General features: G+C 63.5%; 11 protein-coding genes and 7 pseudogenes. 9 read left to right on the forward strand and 9 right to left on the reverse strand.

The genetic code is table 11. From position 1 onward, the window contains the following. Positions 1-178: 178 nt before the first annotated feature. A pseudogene (locus OF850_RS18790) lies at positions 179-399 on the reverse strand (transposase); the annotation flags it as partial. Between the two features lie 267 nt (positions 400-666). Here OF850_RS18790 and OF850_RS18795 point away from each other — a divergent pair. Continuing rightward, positions 667-789, forward strand: a pseudogene (locus OF850_RS18795) (IS481 family transposase); the annotation flags it as partial. 584 nt (positions 790-1,373) lie between these two features. Here OF850_RS18795 and OF850_RS23760 read toward each other — a convergent pair. Further along, on the reverse strand, positions 1,374-2,423 hold the full coding sequence (locus tag OF850_RS23760; protein ID WP_368044706.1) for an endonuclease/exonuclease/phosphatase family protein: 1,050 nt from the start codon (positions 2,421-2,423) through the stop codon (positions 1,374-1,376). Positions 2,424-2,529: 106 nt separating this feature from the next. On the opposite strand from OF850_RS23760, the gene OF850_RS18800 reads away from it, so the two are divergent. After that, positions 2,530-2,751 (forward strand): transposase, encoded by a 222-nt coding sequence (locus OF850_RS18800; protein ID WP_408906479.1) that lies wholly within the window; start codon positions 2,530-2,532, stop codon positions 2,749-2,751. Positions 2,752-2,954: 203 nt separating this feature from the next. Here the strand turns inward: OF850_RS18800 and OF850_RS18805 are convergent. The 5 genes and pseudogenes from OF850_RS18805 to OF850_RS18830 form a co-directional block, all read right to left on the reverse strand. Beyond that, positions 2,955-3,237: pseudogene (locus OF850_RS18805) on the reverse strand (transposase); the annotation flags it as partial. A 173-nt stretch (positions 3,238-3,410) separates the two neighbouring features. Continuing rightward, on the reverse strand, positions 3,411-3,533 hold the full coding sequence (locus OF850_RS18815) for a hypothetical protein (protein WP_301591934.1): 123 nt from the start codon (positions 3,531-3,533) through the stop codon (positions 3,411-3,413). 323 nt (positions 3,534-3,856) lie between these two features. After that, the gene (locus tag OF850_RS18820; RefSeq protein WP_301591886.1) at positions 3,857-4,171 is read right to left on the reverse strand and encodes a terminase gpP N-terminus-related DNA-binding protein; all 315 of its coding nucleotides are present in this window, start codon (positions 4,169-4,171) and stop codon (positions 3,857-3,859) included. A 202-nt stretch (positions 4,172-4,373) separates the two neighbouring features. Beyond that, positions 4,374-8,504: a hypothetical protein gene (locus tag OF850_RS18825; protein ID WP_301591887.1), complete on the reverse strand. Its 4,131-nt coding sequence runs from the start codon at positions 8,502-8,504 to the stop codon at positions 4,374-4,376. A gap of 776 nt (positions 8,505-9,280) precedes the next feature. After that, positions 9,281-16,696 (reverse strand): hypothetical protein, encoded by a 7,416-nt coding sequence (locus OF850_RS18830; protein WP_301591888.1) that lies wholly within the window; start codon positions 16,694-16,696, stop codon positions 9,281-9,283. Positions 16,697-17,977: 1,281 nt separating this feature from the next. Between OF850_RS18830 and OF850_RS18835 the strand changes: the two are divergent. Then, a pseudogene (locus tag OF850_RS18835) lies at positions 17,978-18,254 on the forward strand (transposase); the annotation flags it as partial. 221 nt (positions 18,255-18,475) lie between these two features. Here OF850_RS18835 and OF850_RS18840 read toward each other — a convergent pair. Then, a complete protein-coding gene (locus OF850_RS18840) occupies positions 18,476-19,528 on the reverse strand; it encodes an IS110 family RNA-guided transposase (RefSeq protein WP_301591889.1) in 1,053 nt (350 codons plus the stop codon). A gap of 67 nt (positions 19,529-19,595) precedes the next feature. On the opposite strand from OF850_RS18840, the pseudogene OF850_RS18845 reads away from it, so the two are divergent. From OF850_RS18845 to OF850_RS18870, 6 genes and pseudogenes are all read left to right on the forward strand, one after another. Next, positions 19,596-19,835 (forward strand): annotated as a pseudogene (locus OF850_RS18845) (IS3 family transposase); the annotation flags it as partial. Positions 19,836-19,901: 66 nt separating this feature from the next. Then, on the forward strand, positions 19,902-20,984 hold the full coding sequence (locus OF850_RS18850) for an IS110 family RNA-guided transposase (protein WP_301591890.1): 1,083 nt from the start codon (positions 19,902-19,904) through the stop codon (positions 20,982-20,984). Continuing rightward, positions 20,927-21,331, forward strand: a complete 405-nt coding sequence (gene tnpA, locus OF850_RS18855; protein WP_301591891.1) for an IS66-like element accessory protein TnpA — start codon at positions 20,927-20,929, stop codon at positions 21,329-21,331. The genes OF850_RS18850 and tnpA overlap by 58 nt, the downstream gene beginning before the upstream one ends. After that, positions 21,328-21,684 carry an IS66 family insertion sequence element accessory protein TnpB gene (gene tnpB, locus OF850_RS18860; RefSeq protein WP_301591892.1) on the forward strand — a complete coding sequence of 119 codons (357 nt, stop codon included), beginning with the start codon at positions 21,328-21,330 and terminating at the stop codon, positions 21,682-21,684. The genes tnpA and tnpB overlap by 4 nt, the downstream gene beginning before the upstream one ends. A gap of 13 nt (positions 21,685-21,697) precedes the next feature. Beyond that, positions 21,698-23,271 (forward strand): annotated as a pseudogene (tnpC, locus tag OF850_RS18865) (IS66 family transposase). A 344-nt stretch (positions 23,272-23,615) separates the two neighbouring features. Further along, positions 23,616-23,921 (forward strand): annotated as a pseudogene (locus OF850_RS18870) (DDE-type integrase/transposase/recombinase); the annotation flags it as partial. Between the two features lie 182 nt (positions 23,922-24,103). Here the strand turns inward: OF850_RS18870 and OF850_RS18875 are convergent. Then, positions 24,104-25,849 carry a S8 family peptidase gene (locus OF850_RS18875; RefSeq protein ID WP_301591893.1) on the reverse strand — a complete coding sequence of 582 codons (1,746 nt, stop codon included), beginning with the start codon at positions 25,847-25,849 and terminating at the stop codon, positions 24,104-24,106. Positions 25,850-26,111: the final 262 nt, after the last annotated feature.

Consider the following 26,111-nt stretch of genomic DNA (forward strand, 5'->3'; position numbering starts at 1 on the left):
AAAGGTCTTCATTGCACGCCTCCGGCTTTCCATCGACCGGGCATGGGGCCCGGCCCATCAGGATGCCGACGCCAGCACCAGCGGCGCCAAGCGCGATTAGGCTATGTGGTGTAGGAGCGAGGTTGTGTCCCGCGACGTGATGTAGGAGCGATGGCTCCTGGCCGGTCTGGGCCGCTGCTCAGGCTGGCACGGCGGACAGGCTGAGGTAGCCAGTGTCGCTGACGGCGGCGACGGTTTCCAGCGTCATGTAACGTCGCAGCACCGCCCATTCGTCGATCTGCTCGAGCAAGGTGGCGCCGGCGAGCCGCGTGACGGCGGCCTCGTTAGGAAAGATGCCACGACATCGGTGCGGCGCTTGATCTCGCAGTTCACCCGTTCGAGCGGGTTCGTAACCGGTATGTAGATCGCGGTTCCTGCCTTGTCCGGCTGGGACGGCCTCCGTGTCCTGGCGTATGGTGCGACTGTGAGTATGGGATTGCCGTCTGGGGCGCCTGACCCTTGGTGCGACCGACCCCATGTCATTCGGATGATCCGTCGGCGCTCCAGGCGGTGCCTGCTGGTCAGGAGGGCGTGACTTCATAGGAGCTTGATCGGGTCGTTCCGTCACAGTCCTGTCCGCCCGGCTGCCAAGCCCTGCACTCATCACAACCGGCCTGGAGGTGAGCCATGCACCAGATTCACCCCAATGCCCGCACCACCCCGGCCGTCCGGGCCGAGATCGCCCGCTCAAGCAAGCCGTCCGGCGTGCTGGCCCGCCGCTTCGGAGTGAACACCGAGACGGTCCGCAAGTAACGCAAGCGTGGGCCGAATGACTGCCTCGACCATTCGGCCAAGCCTCACCGCAACACCAGGGTCTATGATCTGAATGCGCCACAGCTGTACACGCGCGAAACAGCCATATCGGCTTAGCATCAGGCAGCGGATCCTAAAGCGAAGGGCAGAAAAGCAGTATGTAACCGAGCTGGATGCGCCGCTGGCACTCGGTTTGACTGACGGATAGTGTATAGAGCCTGCAACGCCAAGATGCAAAATATCAGCATCTCGCCAGCGGGGGACGACCGTCAAGGCCGTGGTTCGCGCGCGCGAGGCCCCCCTTTTCCGTGCGGAGCGCATCGCCTCCGCCGCAGATTGCAGCCGCTCCTGCGCGTAAACGAAGCCGCGCTGTCCCTTCATGCCTCGCTCCCACTATCACCAGCGAGAGCGAAGCCGCCCGTAGCCATCAGCACCAAAGCTTTTCTAAGGTGTTTAACTGACTTGCCCTAAGTTGTAGACTTTCAAATACGGATCACTGTCCTTAGCAAGGAAGCATCTCCTAAGCCGAATATATGCTTTTACAACTTCGATTGCGCAAATAAAATCAGTCGATCAGAATGCTACCTGGGCCGAAGTACTAGACTTAATGGACAGTGATCAGAGTATGCGGGCCGTCCTGGATCAGGATTCGGTAGGGGATGTCCCTGTGGCTCACCGATCAGCCAACTTGCAGCTTGACTGCTTAAAATGATGTGATCAATCGCGGGCCACGGCCGACCATCGGGCTGGCGGCCTCGAATGCCACTCACTGCACACCCATCGTGGGTAGGTTGGCTCACGAGGTGGAGGGTGTCAGCAGCATTCAATTGCTGCCATAGTTCGTCCCCAGGTCCGTTTAGCTCCCGATTGAAATCACCTAATATGACATATGGTGTCCCGTCTGAGCGTCGTTCCCTTATCCAAGCTACAATGTGGGGTATCTGCTCGCGCAGTTCACGACAAGCCGGCGTGTGCAACGGCACTTCGCCGTTGCGGCAGTCGGCCTTCAAATGCACGATCAGAAGCCGAAATACCACACCGTTCGTGACGACAGAGGCATCTAACCCAGCCCTTAAGCCTCCTTTGCCAATTTCCGCTAAATCGGGCATTTGTCGAACTTCTATACCTCTTCTTGCAGCGAGTATCGGCCTGAGCGTTTGGTTTAGATCGGAAGGTGTTGTGAGAACGGTTTCGAAATTGGCCATTGGTAAGAAGCGGCGCGCAGCACTAACTCCATCGACTTCCTGTAACGCGAAAATGTCTCCACGTAAGCCACGAATGAAGCTCGATAGACTGGCCCAATCCTGATCGGATCTCCGAAACGGTGTATTGCTAGGTATACGATTCACCTGATCCGTCGCCCAGGCAATGTTCCAAGTGATTAGTCGAATATCCTCAAAGACTGGTGGCTGCGAACCCGGACTCTTGCTGGAGCATGCGAATAGTAGCACAAGGCTAAGCAGCACACTACGCATGGTATGCCTCCATCCGGGCCAAGTCCCATCGCGCAGCTTCGCAAGGTGAATGTCAAACAAATACTCTATCGATGAAATATTGTTAAGTGTGCAGGGCGCTCCGTGAACTCGCGGAGTTCTTAGCGCGCCTTCGCACCGAATCCTGCACAGTATCATCCGTTAAAGAACCCGCTTCGGAACGGGATCGATTGGATCTGAGGCAAGGTGAGCGGCGGCGGTCCGCAGCGTTCGAGGGATGTCTGTGTGTCCTCCGAGGCCGCCGATGTGGACCCCCGCCGCCCGGGCCGAGCTTGCGCGTCCGGCCCAGCCATATGCAGCGTGCCTGACTGATGCCAAGTGGCAGATCGCGCAGGCGTTCCTTCCTGGCCCGGCCGGCTGTGGCAGGCCGCGCCGCTGGCCGATGCGCACGCTGCTGGACGGCATGCTTTACGTGCTGCGGACCGGCTGCGCCTGGCGGCACCTGCCGCGCGACTTCCCGCCCTGATCGACGACGCTGCGCTGGCTCCTGCGCCTGGCTCGCAGCGGTGCCCTCGAGCGCATGGCCCACGGGCTGACGATGGCCGACCGCGAGCGGGTCGGGCGCGGCGCCTCGCCGACCGGCGCGGCGGTGGATGCGCAGACGGCCCGCTCAGGCGGCACCTGCGTCGCGGGTGTGCGCGGGAACAAGGTAGCCATCAGTGGACGCTTACGGAAGGCCCGGCCGTTCCTCGGTCCGTCCAGCACCATGGGGCGCGGTCGGGTCCGACAGCCGCAGCGCGCCGGTGAAGGTGGTGATCTTCCAGTGCCCATGCGGCACCGAGGTCCGGCAGCGCTGCCCGCGCGGGGAGCGACCGCGAAGGCGGGCCATCTTGGTGGTCGCACCGGTTTCATCGATGAAGACCAGGCGCTGCGGGTCGAGGTCAGGCTGGGCGTCGAACCAGGCCTGGCGCCGCGCGGCGACGTCGGGCCTGTCCTGCTCGGCCGCGTGCGCGACTTATGGGATGGTCCGCCCCTCACCAACCGGCGCAGGGCTGCGCCGGGATTGAAGGAGTCTCCCATCGCCGTGCTCGGCATCGAGCTGGGAGAAAAGAGCTGCAGTCTCACAGGGCTTGACGCCAGGGGCGCGGTGGTCCTGCGACGGCGGGTGTCGCGCGAAGCCCTGGTTCAGTTCGTGGTGCGGGCACGGTAGGGAGCGCGGGTGCGCGGCTGCACGCGCCAGTGCCGGGCAAAGGCGTCGAGGAAGGCGCTGAATACCACCTCGCGCGTCGCCGCGTCCTGCCGGTCCACCAGGGCGCGGGCATGGCCGAACAGAGCATCTCCTCCGGCACGCCGCCGAAGGCGTGGAAGGCGCCCTCGATCCCCTCGAACCAGCTCACCTGCGCCTCGACCCGAAAGGCCGCCCCGAAAGGCCCGCACGCACCCACCGCGAATGGCCGAGCGTCGCGGTACAGGTGCACCCGCACCGGCAGGCCCCCGATCCGCACATGCCGCTCGCCGAAGTCGATCTGCAGCTGTCACCTGGCCGGCGTCTCGAACCGCACTGTCGCCCGGGCCGCCGCCAGGAGCCGCTGACGGAAGGGCGCGCAGGCCCGCTCCACCGTCCGCAGGCCTTAAGGCCCTACCACCAGCCGGTGCTCGGCCACCAGCTTCTGCAACACCACGTCGTCGTTGCCACCGTGCCGGACCAGGCGCTCCTCCTGCCAGCCCGCCAGATCAGCGAGGCTGGGCCTGCGCTGGGTCCGGCTGTAGCCGGCCCAGCTCCCCGTGCGGACGTAGCGCCGCACCGGCTTGGGGCAGGTGCCAAGCTCCCGGGCGATCTGCTTGACGCCCCAGCCCCGTGCCTTGAGCGCCAGCATCGCCGCCACCTCGTTCGCCGTCCGCATCCGCACCCTCGGCGCCTCGTTCAGCACGGAAGCCTGGATCACTCGTGCTCGGCCATCGACATCCCTCTCTCCAGGGGGCGATTTCATGTCGCCAAGGGCGGGACATTCCAGGTCGCGAGACAGCTTCATCAACAGCGTCGAGTCAGATCATTCGAATCCATGCAAGACGAAAATGTTCTAGCACGCTTCCGCAAGGGCATGTGCAGCACGCTATCTCTGACGTCCAGCGTAGGCGCTGCGGACATCATCTCGGGTGCAATTCGATACGCGCGAAGAACCGCGTACCGGCGGTCACCCGCCCGGAGGGTCTTTCTTTGGCGTCCGCTGCAGGCATCTCGTCCGCTTCCTCTACCACCACCGCAAAGCGTCCGAGCAATTGGTCCCGGGAAAGAGGAATTCTAAAAGCAGCCGTCCAGGTCCGGTCGCCACCATCCTGGCCCATGATCACAGGTAGCGTGTCTGCCGAGCCTGTCGAAGCAGTCAGATTTTGCTCGTTCTCACCTCTCGACGGCGCCTCGTGGCGACCATCAACGCGGAGCACGGTCATCGTGATGGAAGTCGCCGGGCTCAAGTCCCCCGCTGCTCGGCGGACCGCGTCGCCAGGTCCTGAAAGCTGGACGGTGAGAAGGCTCGCCTTGCCCCCTTCCATTTCAATGAGAGTCACTGTGGCGCGACGGCGAGGCGGTAGCACTGTCCAGACGCTCACGGGCGGAGAGCAGCGGATGCTTCGTGCGTCCGTCCCGGAATCTCGGTTTGGCCGAGCATGCGCCTGGAACCGCACAACTCCGAGGCGAACGAACCTATCTGTTAGGTGCCTTAACGCATTTGGCGCGAAGGGGATGTCAACCCACCACGTGCGCGTGACATCGTCGTGCTCTGGAGTCAAGCGCAGGAGGCTCACGGATGCCTCCTCTGCGAGACCGCGACTGAGTTCGCCTCCAGCGACCGGGATGAGGGCCGAGTTCACCCAAGTTTCGGTCTCACCGGCCGCAGGGCGGAAGTGGCTGTGCCGGAGCGGGATCACAGGGGGCGCTCCAGAAGGCTCGGGATCGCGCATAGGATCGCGTCCCCAAGATGAAACAAAAGGTCCAAGAGGGCCGATGTCCGATTCAATAAGGCGCGCGAGCGTCGCGTCGTCCAACTCGTTTAATGCATCCGCGGTGCGAATGCTTGGGCCCGTTGGAGGCCAAATGATAATCGCGATCTGCTCGCCCTCCCCCGACGAGAAGAAGGGCGGTCGGAACGAAATGCGCGCACCCACGTCACGCGTTTTCGTCCAAACGAGCGGACGATCAGACAGAAGCGACGGCTTCTGCTCTGTCCAAGTAAAGGTGGGGACAAGCTCCTTCGGAGCCGGCGCTGCAGGACGAATAGTTGCTTTAAGCCAGACTGGCTCAGTTTCCATCGAGACGCGGCGCACAGCAGGCGGCTCGGTCTCGCCGAAGCGCAAAGTCCCTGGCGGCCGCTCCAAGCTCGCTGCATGGCGCGGCAGCGCCACTACGCGGAGCCTCGCCCTACGAGCGCCCCCGTCGGCAAGCGGGGCACCGCGAACGGCGGTGAGCCCTGGTACGCGTCGAAGTGCCGCGTCGCGCTGAAGCTGTGCAAGGCTGACTCGAGTCTTGCCCGACCAGCCATCCTGCGGCGCCGGAATACCTTTGATCGTCAAGAGTTCTACCACGGCCTCCCGCTCTCGGAACGGCATCGCGTTACGTGGATCGTAACCTCGCAGCCGTGGTGGAGCCAGCGGCACGAGAGAGTCGCGCGTTGGGGGGGGCGGCGGGTCTAGTGGACCATTTGGCTCCGCGATGAGAGCCTCGACGACGAGGCCAGAGGTCGTCGCAAGGTCAAGTTCCACGTCACCCCAGACAATCGGCTGGACGGCCCCGTCCTCGTCTGGATGCTCATGCGGCAGACTCGATAAGAAGCGCGCAACCGCCTCGTCTCCCGTGTCACGTCGGCGGGCGAGCGACAAGGGCGCAGAGGGCACTAGTACAGGCGCAATACTTGGGTCTCTGACCGCATGCAGCAACGTCACCGAGCGCACTTTTGCAATCGCGGCCACTGGTTCCTCAGAGAGACGCGCCCAAATAAGTGAGGCGACCTGTCGTCGAGCAGAGGCCATGCCGCCGTCCGTGTCATGGGCGGCCAGGGCGGCGCAAGCCTTGCGCCCGAGAAGCGCTTCAAGTCCCTCGCGGCAGGATGCTCCAAGGTCCCTTTCAGCGGCAATGCCTCCACCTGTTGCAGCAGTGATGGCAAGTTGCGCTGCAGAATCGCAGATATCGAACCAGTCGGCGATATCCTCCACCGCAGGCACGAACCAAGCCTCTAGCACCGTGCGCTGGCCCGGTGGCAGATAGGCTCGGACGACGCGCAAGTGAGTTGCGTTCGGCGCGGGTAGGTTCATCAGCACCGGGTGTTGCTCGACATCCAGCCGTATATCCGTCCCCGACGGAGCGGCGTGGAGTTCCACGTGCACAGGAAGCACGTCCGGCCAGCGATGGGTAGGCAAGGATGCGACGCCGCCGCGCACACGGAGAAGCCGTGGTGGGGAAAGCCAGTTCTGGCTAGCTTCCTCTCGAAGTCTGACCGCAATGTAGGCAGCGGCCGGATCGGGGTAATACGGCACTGGCCTGTCGTGCCGGGCGTTCGCGGGAAGAGCACGAATACGTGGCATATCTCCCGTCCGATTTGGGCGCTCAGCACCTAACTCAGTGGGAGGGACGGGCGCCACCTGCCCCTCCAACGCGAGGCGGCCCAGCATGTCGCGGGGGACCTTGACTCGCAGTGACCGCGTGAAATCGTTCGGGGCTGCAGCGGGGTCGTTTATTCGCACGAGATACTGTCGCATGTCCTGATCATCGTCGAACACCTCGTGCAGCGCAGCTAGTTCAAGGGAGACAGGCGGCACGACGAGCACGCGCGCGGTGGTGGTGACGGTCCGATGTTGGGGAGGCACGGGCGACGACCATGTCACCACTACGGCCTGCTCGGCCGTCTGCAACATGTCTTCGTACGGGGAGACTTCGGTGATACTGGGAACTGACGGCGGCAATGCGACGAGCGGGGCGCCAATTGCCTCGTGCCGGAGGTATACGCGGCCGCCCTCGCGCAGCGGTGGGGAAGTCGGGTTAGGAACCACCTTGTATAGAGGCGGGATTGGCGCTTCGGGGACTGCCTCGTAAGTCGTCCATGCCTCCTTAAGCGGCCGTGTGATGCCACCGATCCAGACAAGTTTCAGCGCCATCCGGTAGGCATGGCGGAGGCGCAGAGTCACTGCGAGCGCTTCGGCCCCGTCCGAGGTGTCCGGCACGGTCACAGTCTGGCTCAAGGCTAGGTTTCGCGGAAACTCAAGTTTTAGTTCATTCTGCTTCCAGCCTGGGCGTCGTTCCTGTGACCCGACTACGCCTTCCCACATGGGCACCCTCGCCGGGGCCCCGGCCGGATAGCCATCGTAGATGGCTATCCGAGGATCGGTACATCTAATGTTCGTTCCGGCCCCACGTAACGGCGTGATGGTCGACTCAGTGCATGAGGCTGCATCCAGTTCGTAACGCTTCAGGCCCCCTGTGCCGAGGCGGGCAAGGATGTCCTCGAGTGGCTCATCGCTGACATCCCGGTCCGGGTCGGCCCAACGGATTCTTCGGTGTTGGGCGCCTCGCCAATATGTCCCGTCCGGCAGGACGAGTCCGATGTCCAGGCGGTGGAAGGCACGAAGGTGCTCGGAGCAGAGAATATCGTCCTTTGATCGAGACTGCGCCCTCGCGATTTCGCCGCGAAGTCGAACAAGCGCTAGACCGCCAGAGAGCGGATCGGCTTTCTGCACAGCGGCATCGTTCGCCGTACACTGTGCATTGAGGTCAGATTGAAGTGCGAGCGCCGCTTCCAACGTGATGATTGCGTGGTCTGGGCAACCGGCGCGCTTGCCGCCAAGAACGACGACGCCGTCTCGCTCAAAAACTTTGCCGTCCTCTTCCGCTGGGGCGCCCTTCGCCCACTCCGCCTGAGGTACGGGATAGAAGCCCTCGGGTGTCGCCGTGGGTGGCGTCGGAGCAGGCGCGGCGCCTGTGCCCCCACCTGTAGGTACTAACTTGGCGGCTGATCTCGCCGCACCGTCCCCATTAATGCCTGTCAGGCCAAGGGCCCAATAGGTCACACCAGTCTTCGGCTCGCCTGGGTCAAGAAGTACATCGCGCACGAAGCCGAAGAGCCGGAGCAGAGACGGTGATGACATCAACTGGGTAACGCGTCGGCGATCGTCGGAGGACGGTCTTGGTTTCTCTTGCACCGTCGCCCCTTTACCCGCTGCCGCTCCACCGGAAACACCTTCGGTCGCTGCGTGGTGCAACGCGTGCATGCGATCGAACACATCCAGCATGTTTGCACCGTCAATTCCTATAGCGGCGCGCGCGAGTGCAGCAGGGTCCAGCGGGTTCGCATAGGCGCGGTTCCCAGCTCGGCTCGCCTCGTGGTCGCCGCGACGGCGTGCGTCGAGCCAATCGCCGATATCGGGTGGCCCGAACAGACGCTCGCGATGACTATCCGAGAGCGAGTTGGGGCTTCGCGCGGCGAGAAGCGCGGTCTCGCTAGGTGAGCCAAGCCAGGGACGGCCAAGGCTCGCAAGGGCGGTTGGTAAGGGTCGCGTTGGCGGACGAGAGAGGAGCGGGCTATCCGGCTCAGCCAGAGCCTCCAACGCGCCCCGGCCGCGTTCCAGCGGGACGGCAAGTCCTGCCTCCGCTGTCGGAAGCCTCAAGGTGGCCTCCGTTGCTGCCGTGGGCGTTTCTTCAGGATGCCAGATCTTCAGGAGTTCGTCCCATATTGGCCGATCGCTCCGACCTCCCGCCATGATCCGTACCCACAACCTGTCTAGGTATTCGACGGTCTTCTGATCGGGAGATGAGGTGTTCGCCGGGCGCTGGATGGTCCAGGCCGATGGCACAGCCTGCCGGGGGGCGCCGTTCAGCCATTGCTGCGCGCTCACCGTCTTGCCAAGCAACCCGTCGAGGAAGCGATGACCCGCCGAGGGCCAAGACGGCAATGCGAACGCGAGGTTCGATCCGTTGCGCCGCGGCATGAGCACGATTGCCGCGCGAAGTTTGTGTCCGGGACCGAGTCCGGCAGGCACAATCTGGACGTAGGGATGGGCCTGGACGCTCACGTGGCGTTCCTCCGTGGAAGGCGAAGGCTGGTGTCGTAGAGGCTTCGGTGCTTGGACCAATCCTCCAATTGGGAGGGTACCTCGGTTATCCCCGCACCAGACCGCACGGCTCCCGTCGAAGCGAGCATCACACGAGGAGTTGCGCCGCGCCACGAGACGTTCTCACGACTTTGATCGCTCGGGCTACTCCCAAGAGAGCTGCCCTCGCTGCGCCAAACCTCGACACGGAACGTGATATCGGTGATGCCAAGGTCGAACGAGTATTCAAGAATTGCTTGTCCAGCCATCGCGCCACCTTCGTAGGTCATGCGCAGGTAGAATGCGGAAGCGATGCCGAAGCCAGCGATCGAACCGTTGAAGCCTGCGGTGAAGGTCCCAAACAGCTGAGGATTCTGGCTTCCCGCTTGAGTGACGTAGAGGCCGGTCATAATCCGCCCCACCCCCTCCAGCGGGCCGTAGCTAATTACAGCGGCTCCGCCGAATTCCAGGCTAATGTCTGTCCTGCGGATTCTATTGGCGTCGGCCTCGAGGTAGACAAATCCGCCGCCGCCATAGGGCGCAGCGGAGATGACGAAGGGAGCATTGCGCGAAGAAAGGGCGATGCGCGCGACGCCCTCTTTGCCGTCGAAGGGGAGTTCAACGTGTCCGTCAAAGGCAATGTTGGCAAAGCCAATGGTGCCGATGCTCATGCTGGGGACGGCGAGCCGGAACCCGGCACGTAGTCCTGCTCCGGCCAACCGCGGCTCCACGTAGGGTCCGTTGGCCTTCGCACCCGTCGAGCCACCACTCTTGTAGCCGAGGTAAGCCGCGAGCGCGGCAAGGAAGACGAGTTGTCCCGAGGGAACGACCTTGTCGAAGGGAGCATCGAAATGGGGTGACCGGCCTGTACCTGCGGTGAAGGTAAACTTCTTGAAGTGCAGCGTGAGATAGTCTTTGAGCTCGATTTGGAATGGCGTGAGTGAGGCGTCCACTGCCAAGCTGGCATCGGCACCCGTGCCCTTCACGGCGACGCGCGCGGTGGCCGTGAGTGAGAGTAGCTTATCGTCGCCTGGCTTGAAGATAATGGAGCCGAGCGTGTAATTCTCTGCCAGATTCAGCTTGTAATCATAGCTCCGGGTGATTCGGCTAGGTACGAGTTCGGCAAGTTGGTCCTCGATCCGCTTGCGAAGGTCGCCGATGTCAAGAAGCTGCACAATTTGTGCGACGGCGGCTCCTGCGAGATTTCGCAACAGGTTGTCGAGGATGCGTTGCGGCGCAGCACGGCGAGAATCCCATTCCCTAAGCACAGTGAGGAAGGCCGTGGCGGGCGCTGCGCCCTTCGACGCCTCCTCGAACCGCATGGCTTCCGCTCGCAATCCGTCTAGAGCGCCCGTCTCACAGGCCGCGCCCGGAGGCAGGCCGAGGAACACCGTGCAGGCAAGGCGCGCATCGCCTGTCGCACCTAGCCTTTGGTCCGCTGCCGCAAGATTGGTTGCAACGATGTCGCGCGCGTCTGCAAATGCGTCGTATGCCTTCGCCGCCGCTTTGAGGAGAGGCCTCGCCACGCCTTCCAGCCACTCCTTTACAGCTGGCGCGACGTGGAGGAAAAAAATCCGTTCGAGAATCTTGGTGCCAATTCCCTCAAGGGTCTTTGGCAAATCAGAGAGAGCTTTTCGTGCAGCCTGAAGCGCGGCGCCCGCGTCCGCGGGGTCGTTGCTGAGCTTGCTTAGCGCCGCAGTCAGCTTTGTCGAGGCAGTCCTCAGCGGCTCGACCGCATTCTTGGCCTCGACACTGCCTACCAAAACTTCCAGAGCGGTTTGTATTGCGTCAACACTAGTGGATGGCAATACAAGAGCCGCAAGCATCCTGCGGGCGACGTCAACTACAGCCTTGACATGCTCCAGCGCCTCGTCGCGCGCTCTTGTCTCCACTTCGGTTCGCAACTCATTCGCCCGCTTGATAAGCTCATCGAACCATTCGTTCGCTGCCGTCGCCAAGTTGCGCCATGTGGCGACGACGCGGTCCCACTCTGCCACAGGAAGGCCCGGTACGCAGTTCGGCTCACTTGGGATGGCTGCGGCGAGGCCGTTCTTCGCGTCCCCGAAATCACGGAACGCAATGACCAGTTGGTCCGTCTTGCCGGCGACCTCGTTCCCCAGTCCACAGGTTGCTACCCAGAGATCCGTGCACCATTGACCTCCCGGCGCCGCCTCAGGTGCGGCGCAGGAACGATCGTGCGTGCTGCATACGCCAAGTCCGTCCCCCAGTGACTCGATTAACGTGCGAAGCGGTATGAGGACGGCTGTTGCCTTCTCACATACGGCAGGGGCGACACCCGCCGCCCACTGCGAGAGGTGCTGTCCCACCTCTGCCCTCAGGCGCCGGACGACTTCTGGAAAATCCGCTCTCGCCAATGCGACTGCCAGCGCGTAAATCCCTGCGACGGCCGGAGGAATGGCCATCCCGTTGATGGTGTTTCGCGTCGCCGCTGCGAAGCGCCGCAGTATAGGCTCGACTGCCCCGCCTTCCTCTTCCGCGAGAGTCAAAAGGCGCGTACGGACCTCGTCCGCAGTCTTGGTGCGGAGGTCAGGTAGGGTCGGCGGCATACCCTTAATGGCTTCTTCGAACGAGTCGTCGAGAGCTTTTGCGATCTTCTGGTGGACCCCGTTCAGCAGCGCGCGCTCTGCTTCCGATGCCACGAAGGCGGCGCGAAGCCATGCTTCGCGCACGGGCAGAAGGAGGTCGCGCGCTCTGTTCAGGGCGAGCTTAATCTGCTCCCCAATTCCCGTGGCGGCGAGCATCTCTTTGGACGCCGTCTCGAGTTTCGAGGCGATCTCCTGGCGCTCCCGTTCCAGCCTCTCGCGCGCAAATTCGCTTAGCGGCGCGAGCGGCGCTGCTGCTAGTCGTTCTAGTTCCGCCGAAAGGGTTCTGAGCGCGAGCGTAGCGCTAGTTACAGCAGAGACAAGACCGGTCGAGTCGCCCGCATCGCACGCCGCGACCGCACGCACTTTGTCCCGCGCTTCCCCAACTAAGTTAAGAAGATTGCCGTATACTTCGCTCGCGACCACATTGCCGGAGATGGCGCCGTGGAACGTGTGCAGCATGTCGCCGAGGGCACCGAAGCCGTTCTGGACCTCGTTGGAGCAAGTGAACTCCGTAACTTCTCGCAGAAGCGGTGCGGCCGCGTTCGTTGCCACCTTCTCCAAAAGTTCCTCGAAGCTGATGAGGCCCAGCAGCTTCGCGCCGTTCCCGAAGAACTTTTGTGGGAGCCCTCCCGCACCGGAGTCCGGAAGTGCGCCGACGGGGCCGACGCGCGCGACACCCTTGATCTGCTGCTCTGGCCGCCCGATAGCACCGCCGCGGTCTCCTGCCTCGCCGAAGGTCATGCTGGCGCTGACCGGAGCGATGACGTGCAGAAACGTATCGTTCCGGAGACCACCACCCTTGCGGGCTTCCTCCTCAGACAAAGTGGTGAAGCCGTCCCGTAGATAATCTGCCGCGTAGCGGACCGTAAGTTCGCCGGGATCGCTACCAGAAAAGCGCGCGGCCGGGCCATGGCGAAGGAGCGACTCGTGGAGGCGGGGGTAAAAGGGAGGTTGGTCGTCGCTCTCTAGCGCCGAATCCATTGCGTGGTCGCGGCGGATCGCGACATCGTCCCAGGGATGCGGTGCATCGCCTGGCTCGATCTCCCCGGCACGGCTGTCGGCGCGCAGCACCCATGCCCGAGTTTCGAACACTGTGTCTCCAGGACGACGCTCCAGGGCGTAGCGACGTGCCGCGCCCCGGTGGCTGAGGCGGCGGCGGCTGTCGTGCGACTTCAATGCTTTGTCGTACGTTCCATTATAGTAATCTTGCACCCGCCGCATCTCTACGGGCTCGTGCGCGGCGGCGTTATCCACGAATAGTAACGGAAGATCGAGCACGTCGGATGACCGATCGACTCGCAAACGAAACCGCACGTCATTCTCCTTCCCAAGAGCCGTGCGCGGCCAGAAGACGAGGCCAATTCCGCCCTTTCGCCGGAGCGTGCCACGAGGCTTCTCTTCGTATTCGTCATTGTCAGCCGAAGACGATATGAACGGCTCAATCAGATCTGGTGTCTGTAACGTCAATATCTCCACGGAGCGCGCGGGCCACGCCCGCCCCTCGAAAGGTTGGCCAAGCGCGCGGTATGTCTTCGTCGCGGCGGCCACTTGAATGAATAGGCGCTGGCTGAGGTAAGCCACCGGCCCCCCAGGAACGCCCTCGGGCGGCGGCTCGAAGCGACGCTCCGTCACCTTCACAAGCGTTGCCTTGTGCCCGAGTGGATAGAGAAAGCCCTTGTATAGGACTTCAGTCACCACCTCGCGGCCGAGCACAACATGGCTGCGCCACCGTTCGACGCTGAACGCCTCAAACAGGTTACGTCCAAGCGCGTCACGTAGCGCTGCAGGTGGCGTGAAGCGGGCGTCGAGATCGAGCGTTGCGCCCATTGCCGAGAGGCTGAGATGCCGCGTTGAAAGAGCCTGTGGAATGTAGAGCGCTTGATCCCGTACATCGTTGGGTTGCAGATCCTTCAGCCGGTAGGCAGGCGGGGGCGCCACTTGGCTAAGGTGTAGCTTTCCATCTGGTCCGCGGCGCGGGATAACAGGAAGGCCGTGAACGCTAGACAAGCCAACGATTTGGTGTCGATCGTAAGCATCGAGCGATCCGCGGAAGCGAGCGCCCCCGGCGCTTCGAGTCCAACTCGCGCTCGGACCGCGGTCGGGCGTCGGCGCGCCTGCGCCGAGCGCTGCGGCGACGAAGTCGGGCGAGCCGATCGCGCGGAGTGTCGGGGGCTGTCCCGGCTGCTCGCGCAACTCCGCGCGCCATAGCGGTACCGGCCCATCAGCGCTTGGCGTCGGCGACGTGCGAAACCGGGCGTCCGCGGCAGGAGACAGGTGCATTCGCGCGGGTAGCGTGATGCGCGTGTGCTTTGGGGAGTCTCTCCAAGTAGCGGGTTCCGTCGAGGCCCAGTCCTCGACTTGCGGCGGCTCGCCGTTGCGAGCCGCCGCGGCGGTAACCTCTGCGAGGCGAGCACGTGGGTTGTCCCCGGCGCTGATCTCCTGATGGCGCAGGGCGAAGGCAAGTTCGAAAGGGGAGCGCGGTTCGAAGCGTTGCGCGCGGCGCGTGACGCGCAGTTGCAAATCGTCCCATTTGAGCAGGTCTGCCAACGTATAGTTCCGCTCGGATACGCCAGTAGCGGCGCTCCCCTGGGAGCAGGGCCACTCAAACACGAGATGGGTAACCCCCGCGGCGCGCGCCTCAACCGGGAGGATCGTGTTTGGTGGCTGGTGAGGAACGCAATCACCCTGATTCTGACCGCACCACGGGAAAGGTTCCGCGTAGGCCGCGTGCAGCGCCGACGCCACCGCAGCCGACGCGCCGGGATCGGGGAAGTCCCTCGTCGCGGCCCACATCGTCCGGATGGAGGTGGCGATCGCGGGATCGCTAAACTCTGCCTCCCAAGGCGTCGCCCCCGAAGCGCTGGGGGCGCCCCAGGCCGACTTATCGAAGAACTGCGCAGGCATGCCCGCACGCCCGACGTCGGCGGCTCGACGAGTCCGCCACGCTGCCTGGACTAGAGCATGATCGTCGTCGCGTCGCTCTGCTTCCAGCAACAGCGCCTGTAGCAGCGCTGAAGCCCCTGCCTCGTCCGTCGGCGGGTAGGTGGCGACGAGGTCAGCGACGACGATACGCGGTACGCCGAGGGTCAATTGGCTCAGGCTCGGGCGAGGTACAGTCACTACCTCGCGCGCTGCGCGGCGAGCCTGCGGTGTAAAGGCAAAATCGGCGCCGAACCAGTAATAGTCGGGGTGACTCTCGGTGGAGCCGATCAGCAACGCCTTCAGGCGCTCACGGTAACGTACGAGGAAATCCTCAAACTCTTTCGTGTAGCGCCCGCTATCCCGTAATTCCTTGTCCAGCGCGGCCCGCTCCCCTGGCAAGCGGGCACGGGCCGCCTCGGACGGTTTGCCGTCCTGAGCATCAGCCGAAATCTCCGGAGTGGGAACCTGCGGGCGGCGGCGAGCGTAGGCGTGTTCTAACACATGCTGCGGCGGGAACTCCACACGCAGCAGTGGGGAGCGGACCGAACCGGTCGGGCATGCACCCACACCACTGGGGAGCCGCAACATAGCGCCACGGTCCCCAACCACCAGCCCGACACCATCGAACCCGAAGACCAGGCTGAGAAGGTCGCGTTCCCGCCGAACGCGCAACCTCGCTTGATCCAGCGATAGCTCGACAGCAGGCCCGCTCCCGGAAAGCCGCGCGATGCCCGCCATTCCCGCATCCGACCCGGCCCCGAGCCAGAACGCAAGGCGCGGGTAGTTTGTAAAGTCCAGCCGCCCCTGGTCGGCGTACCCCGGCACACCGTCACCTAGCGGCAGGCGAATATCGTAGTGCGTAAGCGCCGCGCTGACATCAAACTTCGTGACGGCGCCGGCCCGTGCGGAGAGCCGCACGTCTGCGGGACCGTCGCGCGTTCCCGTTACGATGAAGTTGCCACCGGGAGCCGAAACTCGTTGGTCCCGCACGGCCACCCGCAGGACGATTTCAGCCGCCTTACTCCCAGAGGAGTCGAGACCGAATGCTGCTCGCTCCGGTCCCCCTGCGGCATCGGCAAGGCGAAGCCCGAACGACCCCACCGAGAGCCGCAGTTCGGTCCCCTCTACCACCAAACCCGACTGGAGAATGGGTGAGCGGATGGCTCGGACCGTGGACGTCCTACCAGTGAGCCGCACTGTGCGCTCCGCCCGCCGCCCAATCTCAACGTCAAAGGGCATGGATGTCGGCAACTCCGCCCGCGCCAGGGTGGTCACGTCGCCGTCTCCCGCGATCCCTGGAAGCAGTCGCCACTGCGTGACGCGAGGAACCCCCAGCCAAACCTCGCCTGCATTTGGGAGATCTAGGTGAGTGGAAAGGTCACGGCGCAGCCAGAGCCGAGCGCCGGCAAGCCTCGTCTCAGCTGGCAAGATCGCCGCGAGGGGCCGCGCCATGGCGGCCGTGAGGGCACGCCCGAGCTCGAATGATGCTTCAGCGGTAGATGGGACAGGAGCGGGTATGAAAGAGATAAGAGGACCGCTCCCTATCGTGAGCGTTGCATTTACAAACCAGGATGTGTTTCGCTCCTCGAATGCGATCCTAAGCAGAGTCGGGCGATCGAGAAGGCGGCCGTTGACCAAAAGGAGTTTGTTAGCCACTCCACTAACGAGTTCGACCGTCACTTCCTCACCGAACGCATTCCTGAGCGTTTGACTGGGAACTGCCCAGACGGGGATACCGTCGCGGTTCACGGTGAAACCGGTAGCCGTCACATTCACGTCAAGCGGTTCTGCTGCGCTCGCAGGAACAGCAGCGGCAGCAAGGGAGACAAGGACTTCTCGTCGCCGGATGAAGAGGTTTTGCGTCACGCGACAGCTCCCTGTTCAATGATCCAACCGCTTGAAAGCGCCTTGCTCTCTAACCGCGATCGATTGCCGAGCTCTGGATCAATACTTAAATATCGGGTTAACCTGAGCACGTAACAGCAAGCCTCTCCAGACGGATGCAATTAGTCGCAATCGATCTTGCGCGTCTTCGCCTCAAATATGACCGCTGTGGTCATGCCCGATTGAGTGACTTGCTATCCTGGATTGAGCCCGACGTCGCCGCAGCTCACTTGATCGGTGCCGCTCGTCCGGTCGATGCATTCATAGCGGCATTGGGCCTGTCCCGGGTGAGATCTCGGACGACGGCTCTCGACTCTCTACGTTCGTACTCACACCATAATTCGGAAGTCGCGAGTGCAGCGTCTTCCTGGGGCGAGAGAGGAAAGGAGAAGTGTGGCGCATAATACCATCCCGAAGCTCTCCTCAATAAGAATGTGTGGCGGTACGGGTGCCTCTTGACGCCAGCGTGACAATGCTCTCCGTGGCCGAAGCCTCGGGACATCCTATCGTTACCAGCACCTGTGATGACCTAGGACAGAAGCGAAAGACCGAGTCCTGTGAAGCCTCAGCCTTAGCCACAGCCAGGATGGCCGATTGGCGGGGTCACTTCTCGCCACTGACCATTGTCTCCGCACTGCTGATAAGTTGTTCCAAGGCAGAGTTCGGCGCCGGGAGAAAAGTGGCCGGTGCAAAGCGTTCCCGGGTAAGAACCAGGAGGGAAGTCAGAGCCCCCGCCAGGAACACCTGGAAACGCACATGAACCGCGCTGACGCCACGCGTTTGGTGCCGTGCATTGGTGAGAGACGCGTCGAAAGCAGGATTCAAACCCCAGACTGTAAGCCCTCTGCTCGTAAGCGCAGGCGGCTCCTTGTGCCGAAGCAAGACCGTGCATTCCACATACGAGCAGCAAAGCACCCAAGGTGTGGCGGATCATTGCTCTCTTCCTTTTGTCAAAGCGAGGAAAGCATGCGACCCTTGGCGCCGCAAGAACATTGTTCCTCAAAAATTTGATTGAGCTTCTGTCGGCTATCGGGTGCAAAGTCAACCTGATCGCGCCTAGGTTGGTCGACTGCTTGGAGCACAATTCAAGTTGTGCCACCGGAGCCACGAGACTGCGCCGGTGGTGATCTAGTACAGCGCGAAAACGTCGACACGGCTTCAAAGTGAAGTGCCGTCGAAGCGTTGAGGTGACACGGCGGAAGTGGTCCGGTCCTGATGTTGGCTTTTCGGCGGATTTCCCCAGATTGGATGGAGAGATTGGCCATGAAAAAGCGATACTCGGTGGAGCAGATCGTGGCGGCGCTGAAGCAGGGCCGAATTGGGCCTGCCGGTGGCCGACCTGATCCGCAGGCTCGGCATTTCCGAGCAGACCTTTTACCGGTGGAAGAAGCAGTATGCGGGGCTGGAGACCGACCAGGTCCGGGAGTTCAAGCAGCTCGCCGAAGAGAACGCCCGCTTGAAGAAGCTGGTGGCGGAGCTCAGCCTGGACAAAGCCGTGCTGCAGGACGTGCTGTCAAAAAATGTATGGTCGGCCCCGCCCGTGCAAGGGTCGTGATCGCTCCGACGGTTCCAGTCTGCATAAATGTATCCGGCCTCTCGCGAGTGAGCTGCTGTTGCAGCCAGGCCATGATGAGATCCGCGCGCACCGTTCTCGAATAACGCTTCGGGCACAAGGCCCGCTTTTTTGCTCAGAGCTTACGCTGCGCCGATCCACTGTCTCGTCATCACGTTCCCGAACCTCGCAGTCTGTCGTAGGTGCCGTCAGGCCATGGCCGGACCGCGCCGTTCGTAGGTCGCACCCGGCTTGGTGATCACCACCCAGGCAACGCGGGCGATCTTCGCGGCAAGCGCCACGGTCACCTTGTTGCCATGCATGCGCTTCTCCAACCCGTCGATCCAGCCGCCCAGGCGGTCCCGGGACCGGTCGAGGTGCATCACGCAGGATCGTGCCCCGTGAACGAGCAGGCGTCGCAGATAGGAGCTGCCCCGCTTGCTGATGCCGAGCAGCGTCGTCCGGCCGCCGGTCGAGTGCTCCCGCGGCACAAGGCCGAGCCAGGCCGCCATGTCGCGCGCCTTTCGGAACTGCCGGCCCGCCCCAGCGGCCGCCAGCAGGGCGGTCGCGCCCAGCGGCCCGATGCCGGGGATCGTCATGAGGCGCCGAGCGACGTCGCTGGACGCGGCGGTTGCCTCGATGTCGCCGCTGACCTCGGCAATCCGCCCCTCGAGCTGCCTCACGTCCTCGAACAGCGCCGCGAGCAGGCGCCGCATGGCGGGCGTCAGGTCGTTCGTGTCATCCGCCAGGACGCGCGGCAGATCGGCCTTGAACTTCCCCGCCCCCTGATGCATCGCGATGCCGTACTCCAGGCAGAACGCTCGCATCTGGCAGATCACGCGCGTGCGCTGGGCGACGAGACGGTCGCGCACGCGATGGAGCGCTTGCAGGTCGATCTGTTCGGGGCTCCTGACCTCGACGAACCGCATCGTCGGACGCGAGACGGCCTCGGCGATCGCCTCGGCATCGATGATGTCGTTTTTGTTCGACTTCACGTAGGGCTTCACGAACTTGGCCGGGACGATGCGCACCGTGTGACCGAAGGCCATGATTTTGCGGGCCAGCCATTGGGAGCCGGGGCAGGCCTCCATGCCCACCACGGTCGGCGAGGCCCGTTCAAAGAACTGCAGGACCGTGTCACGTCGGAACGTCGCCTTCTGCACGGGCGTGCCGACCGCATCGAGGCCAACGACGTGGAAGACGTTCTTGCCGATGTCGACACCGAAGATCGCGGCGTCACGCGGCGCGTTGCGCACTTTCATGGGTGCTCCTCCTTCTGGTTACCCAGGCCCAGTCTGGTGGTGGAGAGCGGGGCGGACCATCTCATTAATGGTGAGGCCCGCTCTTCGCCGGGACGTGGTGCGCCACCTGCAGGACGCCTACGGCATTGGCGAGCGGCGGGTCTGCCAGACCACAGGGTTCCACCGATCCTCGCAGCGATACCGCTCGCGGCGGGATCCGCAGGTGGAACTGCGGATGCGGCTGCGTGACCTGGCCGCGGCCCGGGTTCGCTACGGCTACCGGCGTCTGCACGTGCTGCTGCGGCGCGAGGGCTGGCCGGTGAATCACATGGCCTAATCGCATTGGGGCTTCCGGTAAGCTCTGGCCTCTGACCAGCCCAATGGGGAGGAAGCGATGCTGCTTTATGTAGGCCTCGACGTGTCCCAGAAGGAGACGGAGATCTGTGTCGTCGACGCTGAGGGGCGTCGGATCTGGCGCGGCAAATGCGCCTCCCAGCCAGAGGCGGTCGCCGCCGCATTGGAACAGCATGCCCCTGGCGCCGCGCGGGTAGGAATGGAGACGGGCCCGCTCGCCATATGGCTTTGGCACGGGCTCAAGGCGCTCAATGTTCCGATCGACTGCCTGCACGCGCGACATGTTGCCGCGGCCCTGTCGCTGCAGGTCAACAAGACGGATGCCAACGATGCCCATGGCATCGCCCAGGTGGTGCGCTCTGGCTGGTACCGGCCGGTCGCCGTGAAGAGCCTGGCAAGCTGCAAGATGCGGGCAATGCTCGCCGCGCGACGCCATCTCGTGAGCGTGCGCACGTCGCTCTACAATCAGATCCGCGGTTTGCTGAAGACGTTCGGGGTGGTGCTTGGTCCTGGCACAGGGGGCACGTTCGAGCGGGCGGTCCACGAGAGATGCCCGGACGACCCCCTGGTCCAGAGTGCGATCCACGCCCTGCTCGGTGCATGGAAGACAGCCGGCGATCAGAAAACGGAACTCGAACGCCAGCTCATTCACTTGGCGCGGCAGGACGAGGTTTGCCGCCGGTTGGCGACGGTGCCCGGCGTTGGTGCGATCACCTCGCTCACCTTTGTCTCGACGCTCGACGATCCGAAGCGGTTCCGGCGCTCGTGCGATGTTGGGGCCTATCTCGGCCTTACCCCGAAACGCCATCAATCCGGCGAGGTGGACTTGGCCGGGCGGATCTCGAAATCCGGCGACCGGATGGCACGAAGCCTTCTGTTCGAGGCGGCGAACGCGCTGATGACGCGGGTCGGCAAAGACAGCGCCTTGGGACTTTGGGGAGCACGCCTCGCCGCGCGCATCGGCAGCCGAAAGGCTAAGAGTAAGCGCGGCGTAGAGGCCCGTCTTCCGTCGCGGGCTGGGACTGTGCTGGGTCGGCCTGGGATTGGGAGCTTCGAGCCGACATTATGGTCGACATTAATGACGACGCGAAGGCCGGCGGGTATCGCCGGCTCGAGGTGCTGACGGGGCCTGGTCGCCGTCGGAAGTGGTCGGACGACGATAAGGCGAAGGTTGTGGCGGAGACGCTCGAACCCGGCGCGGTTGTGGCCGAGGTGGCGCGTCGTTGGCAGATCTGTCCGCAGCAGGTGTTCACGTGGCGGCGGGAGATGCGGGCCGGGATCGGCGAGCCGCTGGATTTCGTGCCGGTCGTCGTGGAGGCGACTTCCAAACCTGCAGACGCGTGCACACCGGCGCGCGGCACCCCGGCGATCGAGGTGAAGCTCGCGGGCGCTGTGCTGCGGGTCGCGCCCGACACCGACGAGGCGTTGCTGACCACGGTGCTGCGGGCGATCCGGGCCTCGGCGGCGTGATCGCGCTGCCGGCCGGCGCGCGGATCCTGCTGGCGAGCAAGCCAGTTGATTTCCGCAAGGGCGCGCACAGCCTAGCGGCGCTGGCCGCCGAGATGCTGGGCGCGGATCCGTTCTCGGGCGCGGTGTTGGTGTTTCGGTCGCGCCGCGCCGACCGGGTCAAGATCCTGGTCTGGGACGGCAGTGGCCTCGTGCTGATCTGGAAGCAGTTGGAGGGTGGCGCGTTCCGCTGGCCGGCGGTGGTGGATGGCGTGCTGCGTCTCACGCCGGTCGAGTTCGCCGCGTTGTTCGACGGGATCGATTGGCGACGCGTGCAGGCATCGCGGGAGATTCCCAAGCCGAGCGCACCTGCATAGAATCGCACGCACGATGCGCGTCGCGGCCGCCGACATGCCGAGCCTGCCGGAAGATCCAACGGCGCTGCGCGCGCTGCTGCTGTCGGTCATCGCTGAGCGCGACAATCTGGCTGCCGAGCGCGACGCGCTGGCGGCGCGTAACGAGCAGCTCCACCACCTGCTGCTGAAGCTCAAGCGCCGGCAGTTTGGGGCGAAGTCGGAGCGCCTGCCCGAGGACCAGTTGCTGTTCGCGTTCGAGGAGATCGAGGCGACGCTGGCCGGCAACGCGGCCGAGGCGGGCAAGGCCTCGCCGACGCTGCGCCAGAATCAGGCGAAGCGTCGCCGCGGGGGACGTGGCCGGCTGCCTGCCCATCTGCCGAGGATCGAGCAGGTCCTGGCCCCGGCGGCGACGGTCTGCCCCTGCTGCCAGGGCCCACTCGTCGAGATCGGCTGCGATGCCGCGGAGCGCCTCGACGTGATCCCGGCGCAGTTCCGCGTGCTCGTGACCAAACGGCCGAAGCTCGCCTGCCGGGCCTGCCCTGGCGTGGTGCTGCAGGTGCCCGCGCCGGCCCGCCTGATCGAGGGGGGCGTGCCGACCGAGGCGACGGTCGCGCACGTCCTGGTCTCGCGCTACGCCGACCACCTGCCATTGTATCGCCAGTCGCAGATCCTGGCGCGGCAGGGGATCGAGATCGGCCGCGAGGTGCTCGCCGACTGGACGGGCACCGGGGCGCTGGAGATCGTCCCCGTGGTCCGGCGCATGCGCGAGATCCTGCTCGCCTCGCCGCGGCTATTCGCGGACGAGACCACGATGCCGGTGCTGGACCCCGGACGCGGCAAGACGAAGAAGGGCTATGCCTGGGCAATTGCGCGCGACGACCGGCCCTGGGGCGGGGCGGACCCGCCGGCGGTGGTGTTCCACTACGCACCGGGCCGCGGGGCCGAGCATGCGAAGGACCTGCTCAGCGGCTACCAGGGCACCCTGCAGTGCGACGGCTATGGCGGCTACAAGGCGCTGGCCGCGGCGAGCGAAGGCCTCACGCTGGCATTCTGCTGGAGCCACGTGCGGCGCGAGTTCATCGAGCTGGCCACGGGCAAGGCTGCGCCGATCGCCACGGAGACGCTGCAGCGCATCGCCGCGCTCTACGCCATCGAGGCCGAGGTCCGCGGCAAGCCGCCGGACCTCCGCATGGCAACTCGGCAAGCGAGGAGCCGGCCGCTCGTCGGGGACCTGTTCGCCTGGCTCGAGGAGCAACTCGCGCGCCTGCCCGGCGGCAGCCCGACCGCGCAGGCGATCCGCTACGCGCTGAACCACCGCGAGGCCTGGTGCGGTTCCTCGAGGACGGCCGCATCGAGCTGGATAACAACACCGTCGAGCGCGCCATCCGCCCGATCTGCCTCAGCCGCAAGAACGCGCTGTTCGCCTCGGGCGATGATGGCGGCGCACGATGGGCCGCCGTCGCCTCGCTCGTGGAGACGTGCAAGCTGAACGGCGTCGACCCGCAGCGGTACTTCACCGACCTGCTGACCCGCCTCGTCAACGGCTGGCCCAACAGCCGGATCGACGACCTCATGCCCTGGCGCTGGAGGACCGGCGAGAACGGCTGATCGTCAACTGCCGAAAGCAGGGGCCTCTACGCCGCGCTTACGGCTAAGACCGCGGTCGCACGAAAGCTCGCGACGATCCTGCACCGCATGTGGCTGGACGGCACGGAGTTTGTGTCCGCCCCGGCCCACTGATCTCCCGCTCCGGCGGGAGGCGTCCCCGGCAGAGGACGTCGGCAGGGTCACCCCGCACTCGCTTACGCGACACGGACCTGAACGCGTGAATCACATTGGGGGACCAGCTGACGATGGCCATGATGAGGCGAGCCGGTCTCGACCTCGAAGACGACAAGGTCCGCTGCGCTGGGGTCGCCGCACGCCAAAGTGCTTGACCGCGATTAGACGACAAGCGCGTCTGGCGCGTCATGAAGGCGCACGGCCTGCTTCTGGCCCGGCATGTGGGCGGGGCGGACCGCCGCCATGACGGGCGTGTCGCCGTCGAGGCCCGCAACACCCGCTGGTGCTCGGATGGGTTCGAGATCGCCTGCGACAACGGCGAGCGGGTCCGGGTCGCCTTCACCCTCGACTGCTGCGACCGGGAGGCCATCACCTTCGTCGGCACCAAGGGCGGTATCACTTCGGAGCATGTCCGCGACATGATGGTCGAGGCCGTCGAGCGCAGGTTCGGTCTCGTCAATCGACCATTCCTGTGGCCATTTTGGAGAGGCCGAGTACCTCGCCGCGCTCGGCGAGGCACCGACTGATAGTCAATTTCGTAGAGCAACCTTGTAGCGACCGCGGAAGAACAAGCTGCCGTTGCGCTGAGGGATCAGCATTTAGCCAGCTTCGTCTACGACCAGCATTAAGGTTGCGCGCGCTCAACTCGCACCTTCTTTTACCTGCCTTGTGGCGAGTCAACCTGGTCACGCTCAATCGACTGTATAAGCCCAAGCTCTCGCAGCTGGTATAGCCGCGTCAGCGCCTCGGCGTTCAACTCCACTATATAGTTCCGCGGGCTGGCCTGCGGCTCGACCTGCAACACTCCTGGACCGCGCAGCATCTCGGTCACACGAGCCCGATTTGGCTGTGCGTCTCCTGCTGGAACCGTACCGGTCGGGGCTCCGCTAGACCTATCAGGACCAACGGTAACCGAAAGCCTTACAGCACCCTGGCGTGCAGCTCTTGCAAGCAGATCCTCATCCATGGATCCCATATTTGCGCCCTCTCGTTCGTTTTGTAGGAGTCGTGACACCGCTTGGCCAACATCAAGGCGGGGCCTAGCCAAATTGTTGCGGATGTCTGTAATTTGACGCCCTGTTTCAGCAATCACCGTCGCCACGTCATCAACTGATGAGCGTGGCACCGCTGACCTTAGGACGGCCCAGGCTCCCGCAACGTGAGGAGCCGCCATAGACGTGCCACCCTTTACGCCGAACCCTCCTCCGTTCAAGGAAGATTCGATTTCGTGCCCCGGGGCCAGAAACCGGAGCATTCGAGAACTATTTGATGTCGGACGCACGGCGTCCTGCTTTGTGGTGTTCCCAACGGCAAATGCCGTCGAAATGCAGGCTGGTGAGGAGATACCATCACTGGCGCCGCCATTTCCCGAAGCGATAACGGTCGCGACCCCGGCCGCGCGAAGCTGATCAATTATCGCTTTAGTGTCTATGTTTTGTTGTGAAGTACTATCGCATGCTGCCTTGTGAAGACCGCTGCCTAGGCTCATATTCACAGACGCAATCCGGAATTGAGTGGTCAATGTTTGTACGTGTCTTAAAGCTGCGATTTGATCTGAACGGTACGAAAGAGCACATGGGGATTGTGTTCTCGCGTCAGCGCATGGCGTCGCACCCCCCTGACGATCATCAAAGCGAGAGAACACCTGGATCGCAATAATTTGTGCGTCCGGCGCTACACCAGGGAATCTTGCATCGCTGCCTGCCGCAATACCAGCAACATGCGTCCCATGCCCGCAACCATTTATGTTTAAAGGACAATCCGCGGCGACATTGGCATTAGGGCGATCGGGCGAAGGACAGAAGGAACTTGCGTTGTCTGCAACAGATGCAGATGAAAAGCATGCTTGAGCGACTACCCGGCCGCCAAAGGTGCTATGACCTACATCCACACCCGAGTCTAATATCGCAATTGCTTGTCCAGCGCCACGGAAGCCCGAGGTCCATGCTTGAGGTCCCCCAATCAGGGGCACGGACTCGTCGAGAAGCGGTGCGTCAATTGTGTCGCGTTCAACTGACAGCCCTCGGCGCAATAACTCTTGCAAACCATTACTGTCAACCTCCAATACAACAAGGGGCAACCCTTCAAGGCGCCGCATGAATGCTGCATTGACTTGATTGGCCACGACATCAAATTCGCTTTGAGCGACGCTAACTTCATCCGCGGAAGGGAATCTGAGATCGCTTCTTGTCGGAATTCTTACGATAACCCTTGTAAGACCCGCGGAATTAGCTGTTTGCCCCGTTGCCCCAGAAATCGTTTGACTCAACGCTGTTGCTGAAATCGCCTGTGCACCGATCATCAAAAGGGCGGGCAGCAAACCAGCGAAATTACTTCGAAACGAAGTACCAAGTCTACGCTTTATGCTCGCTGATAGGGTCATATTGATTGCTGGTGATTTCACGAGATGTCTCCTCTGTGAGTTAGACTTCTCCGTCCGACTAGGGCCCTGTTCCGCGCTTGATCCTCAGCATGCGAGGGGCACTCTGAGGTCACTTGCACCCGCATTTCCCAGATGTACCTGACGGCTTAAAACAGGGTCCACGTATCGTGGCTCGCAAAGCAAATTAATTCTAAGGAATGCACTGCTGGACTAGATGCCGTAATGGGCCGGCCATCCAGGTTTGGGCGGTAGGGCGGCTGTCCCTCAGAGTGATGGTGTTGTG

This window comes from Sabulicella glaciei (genome assembly GCF_026183895.1).
GTDB lineage: Bacteria > Pseudomonadota > Alphaproteobacteria > Acetobacterales > Acetobacteraceae > Roseococcus > Roseococcus glaciei.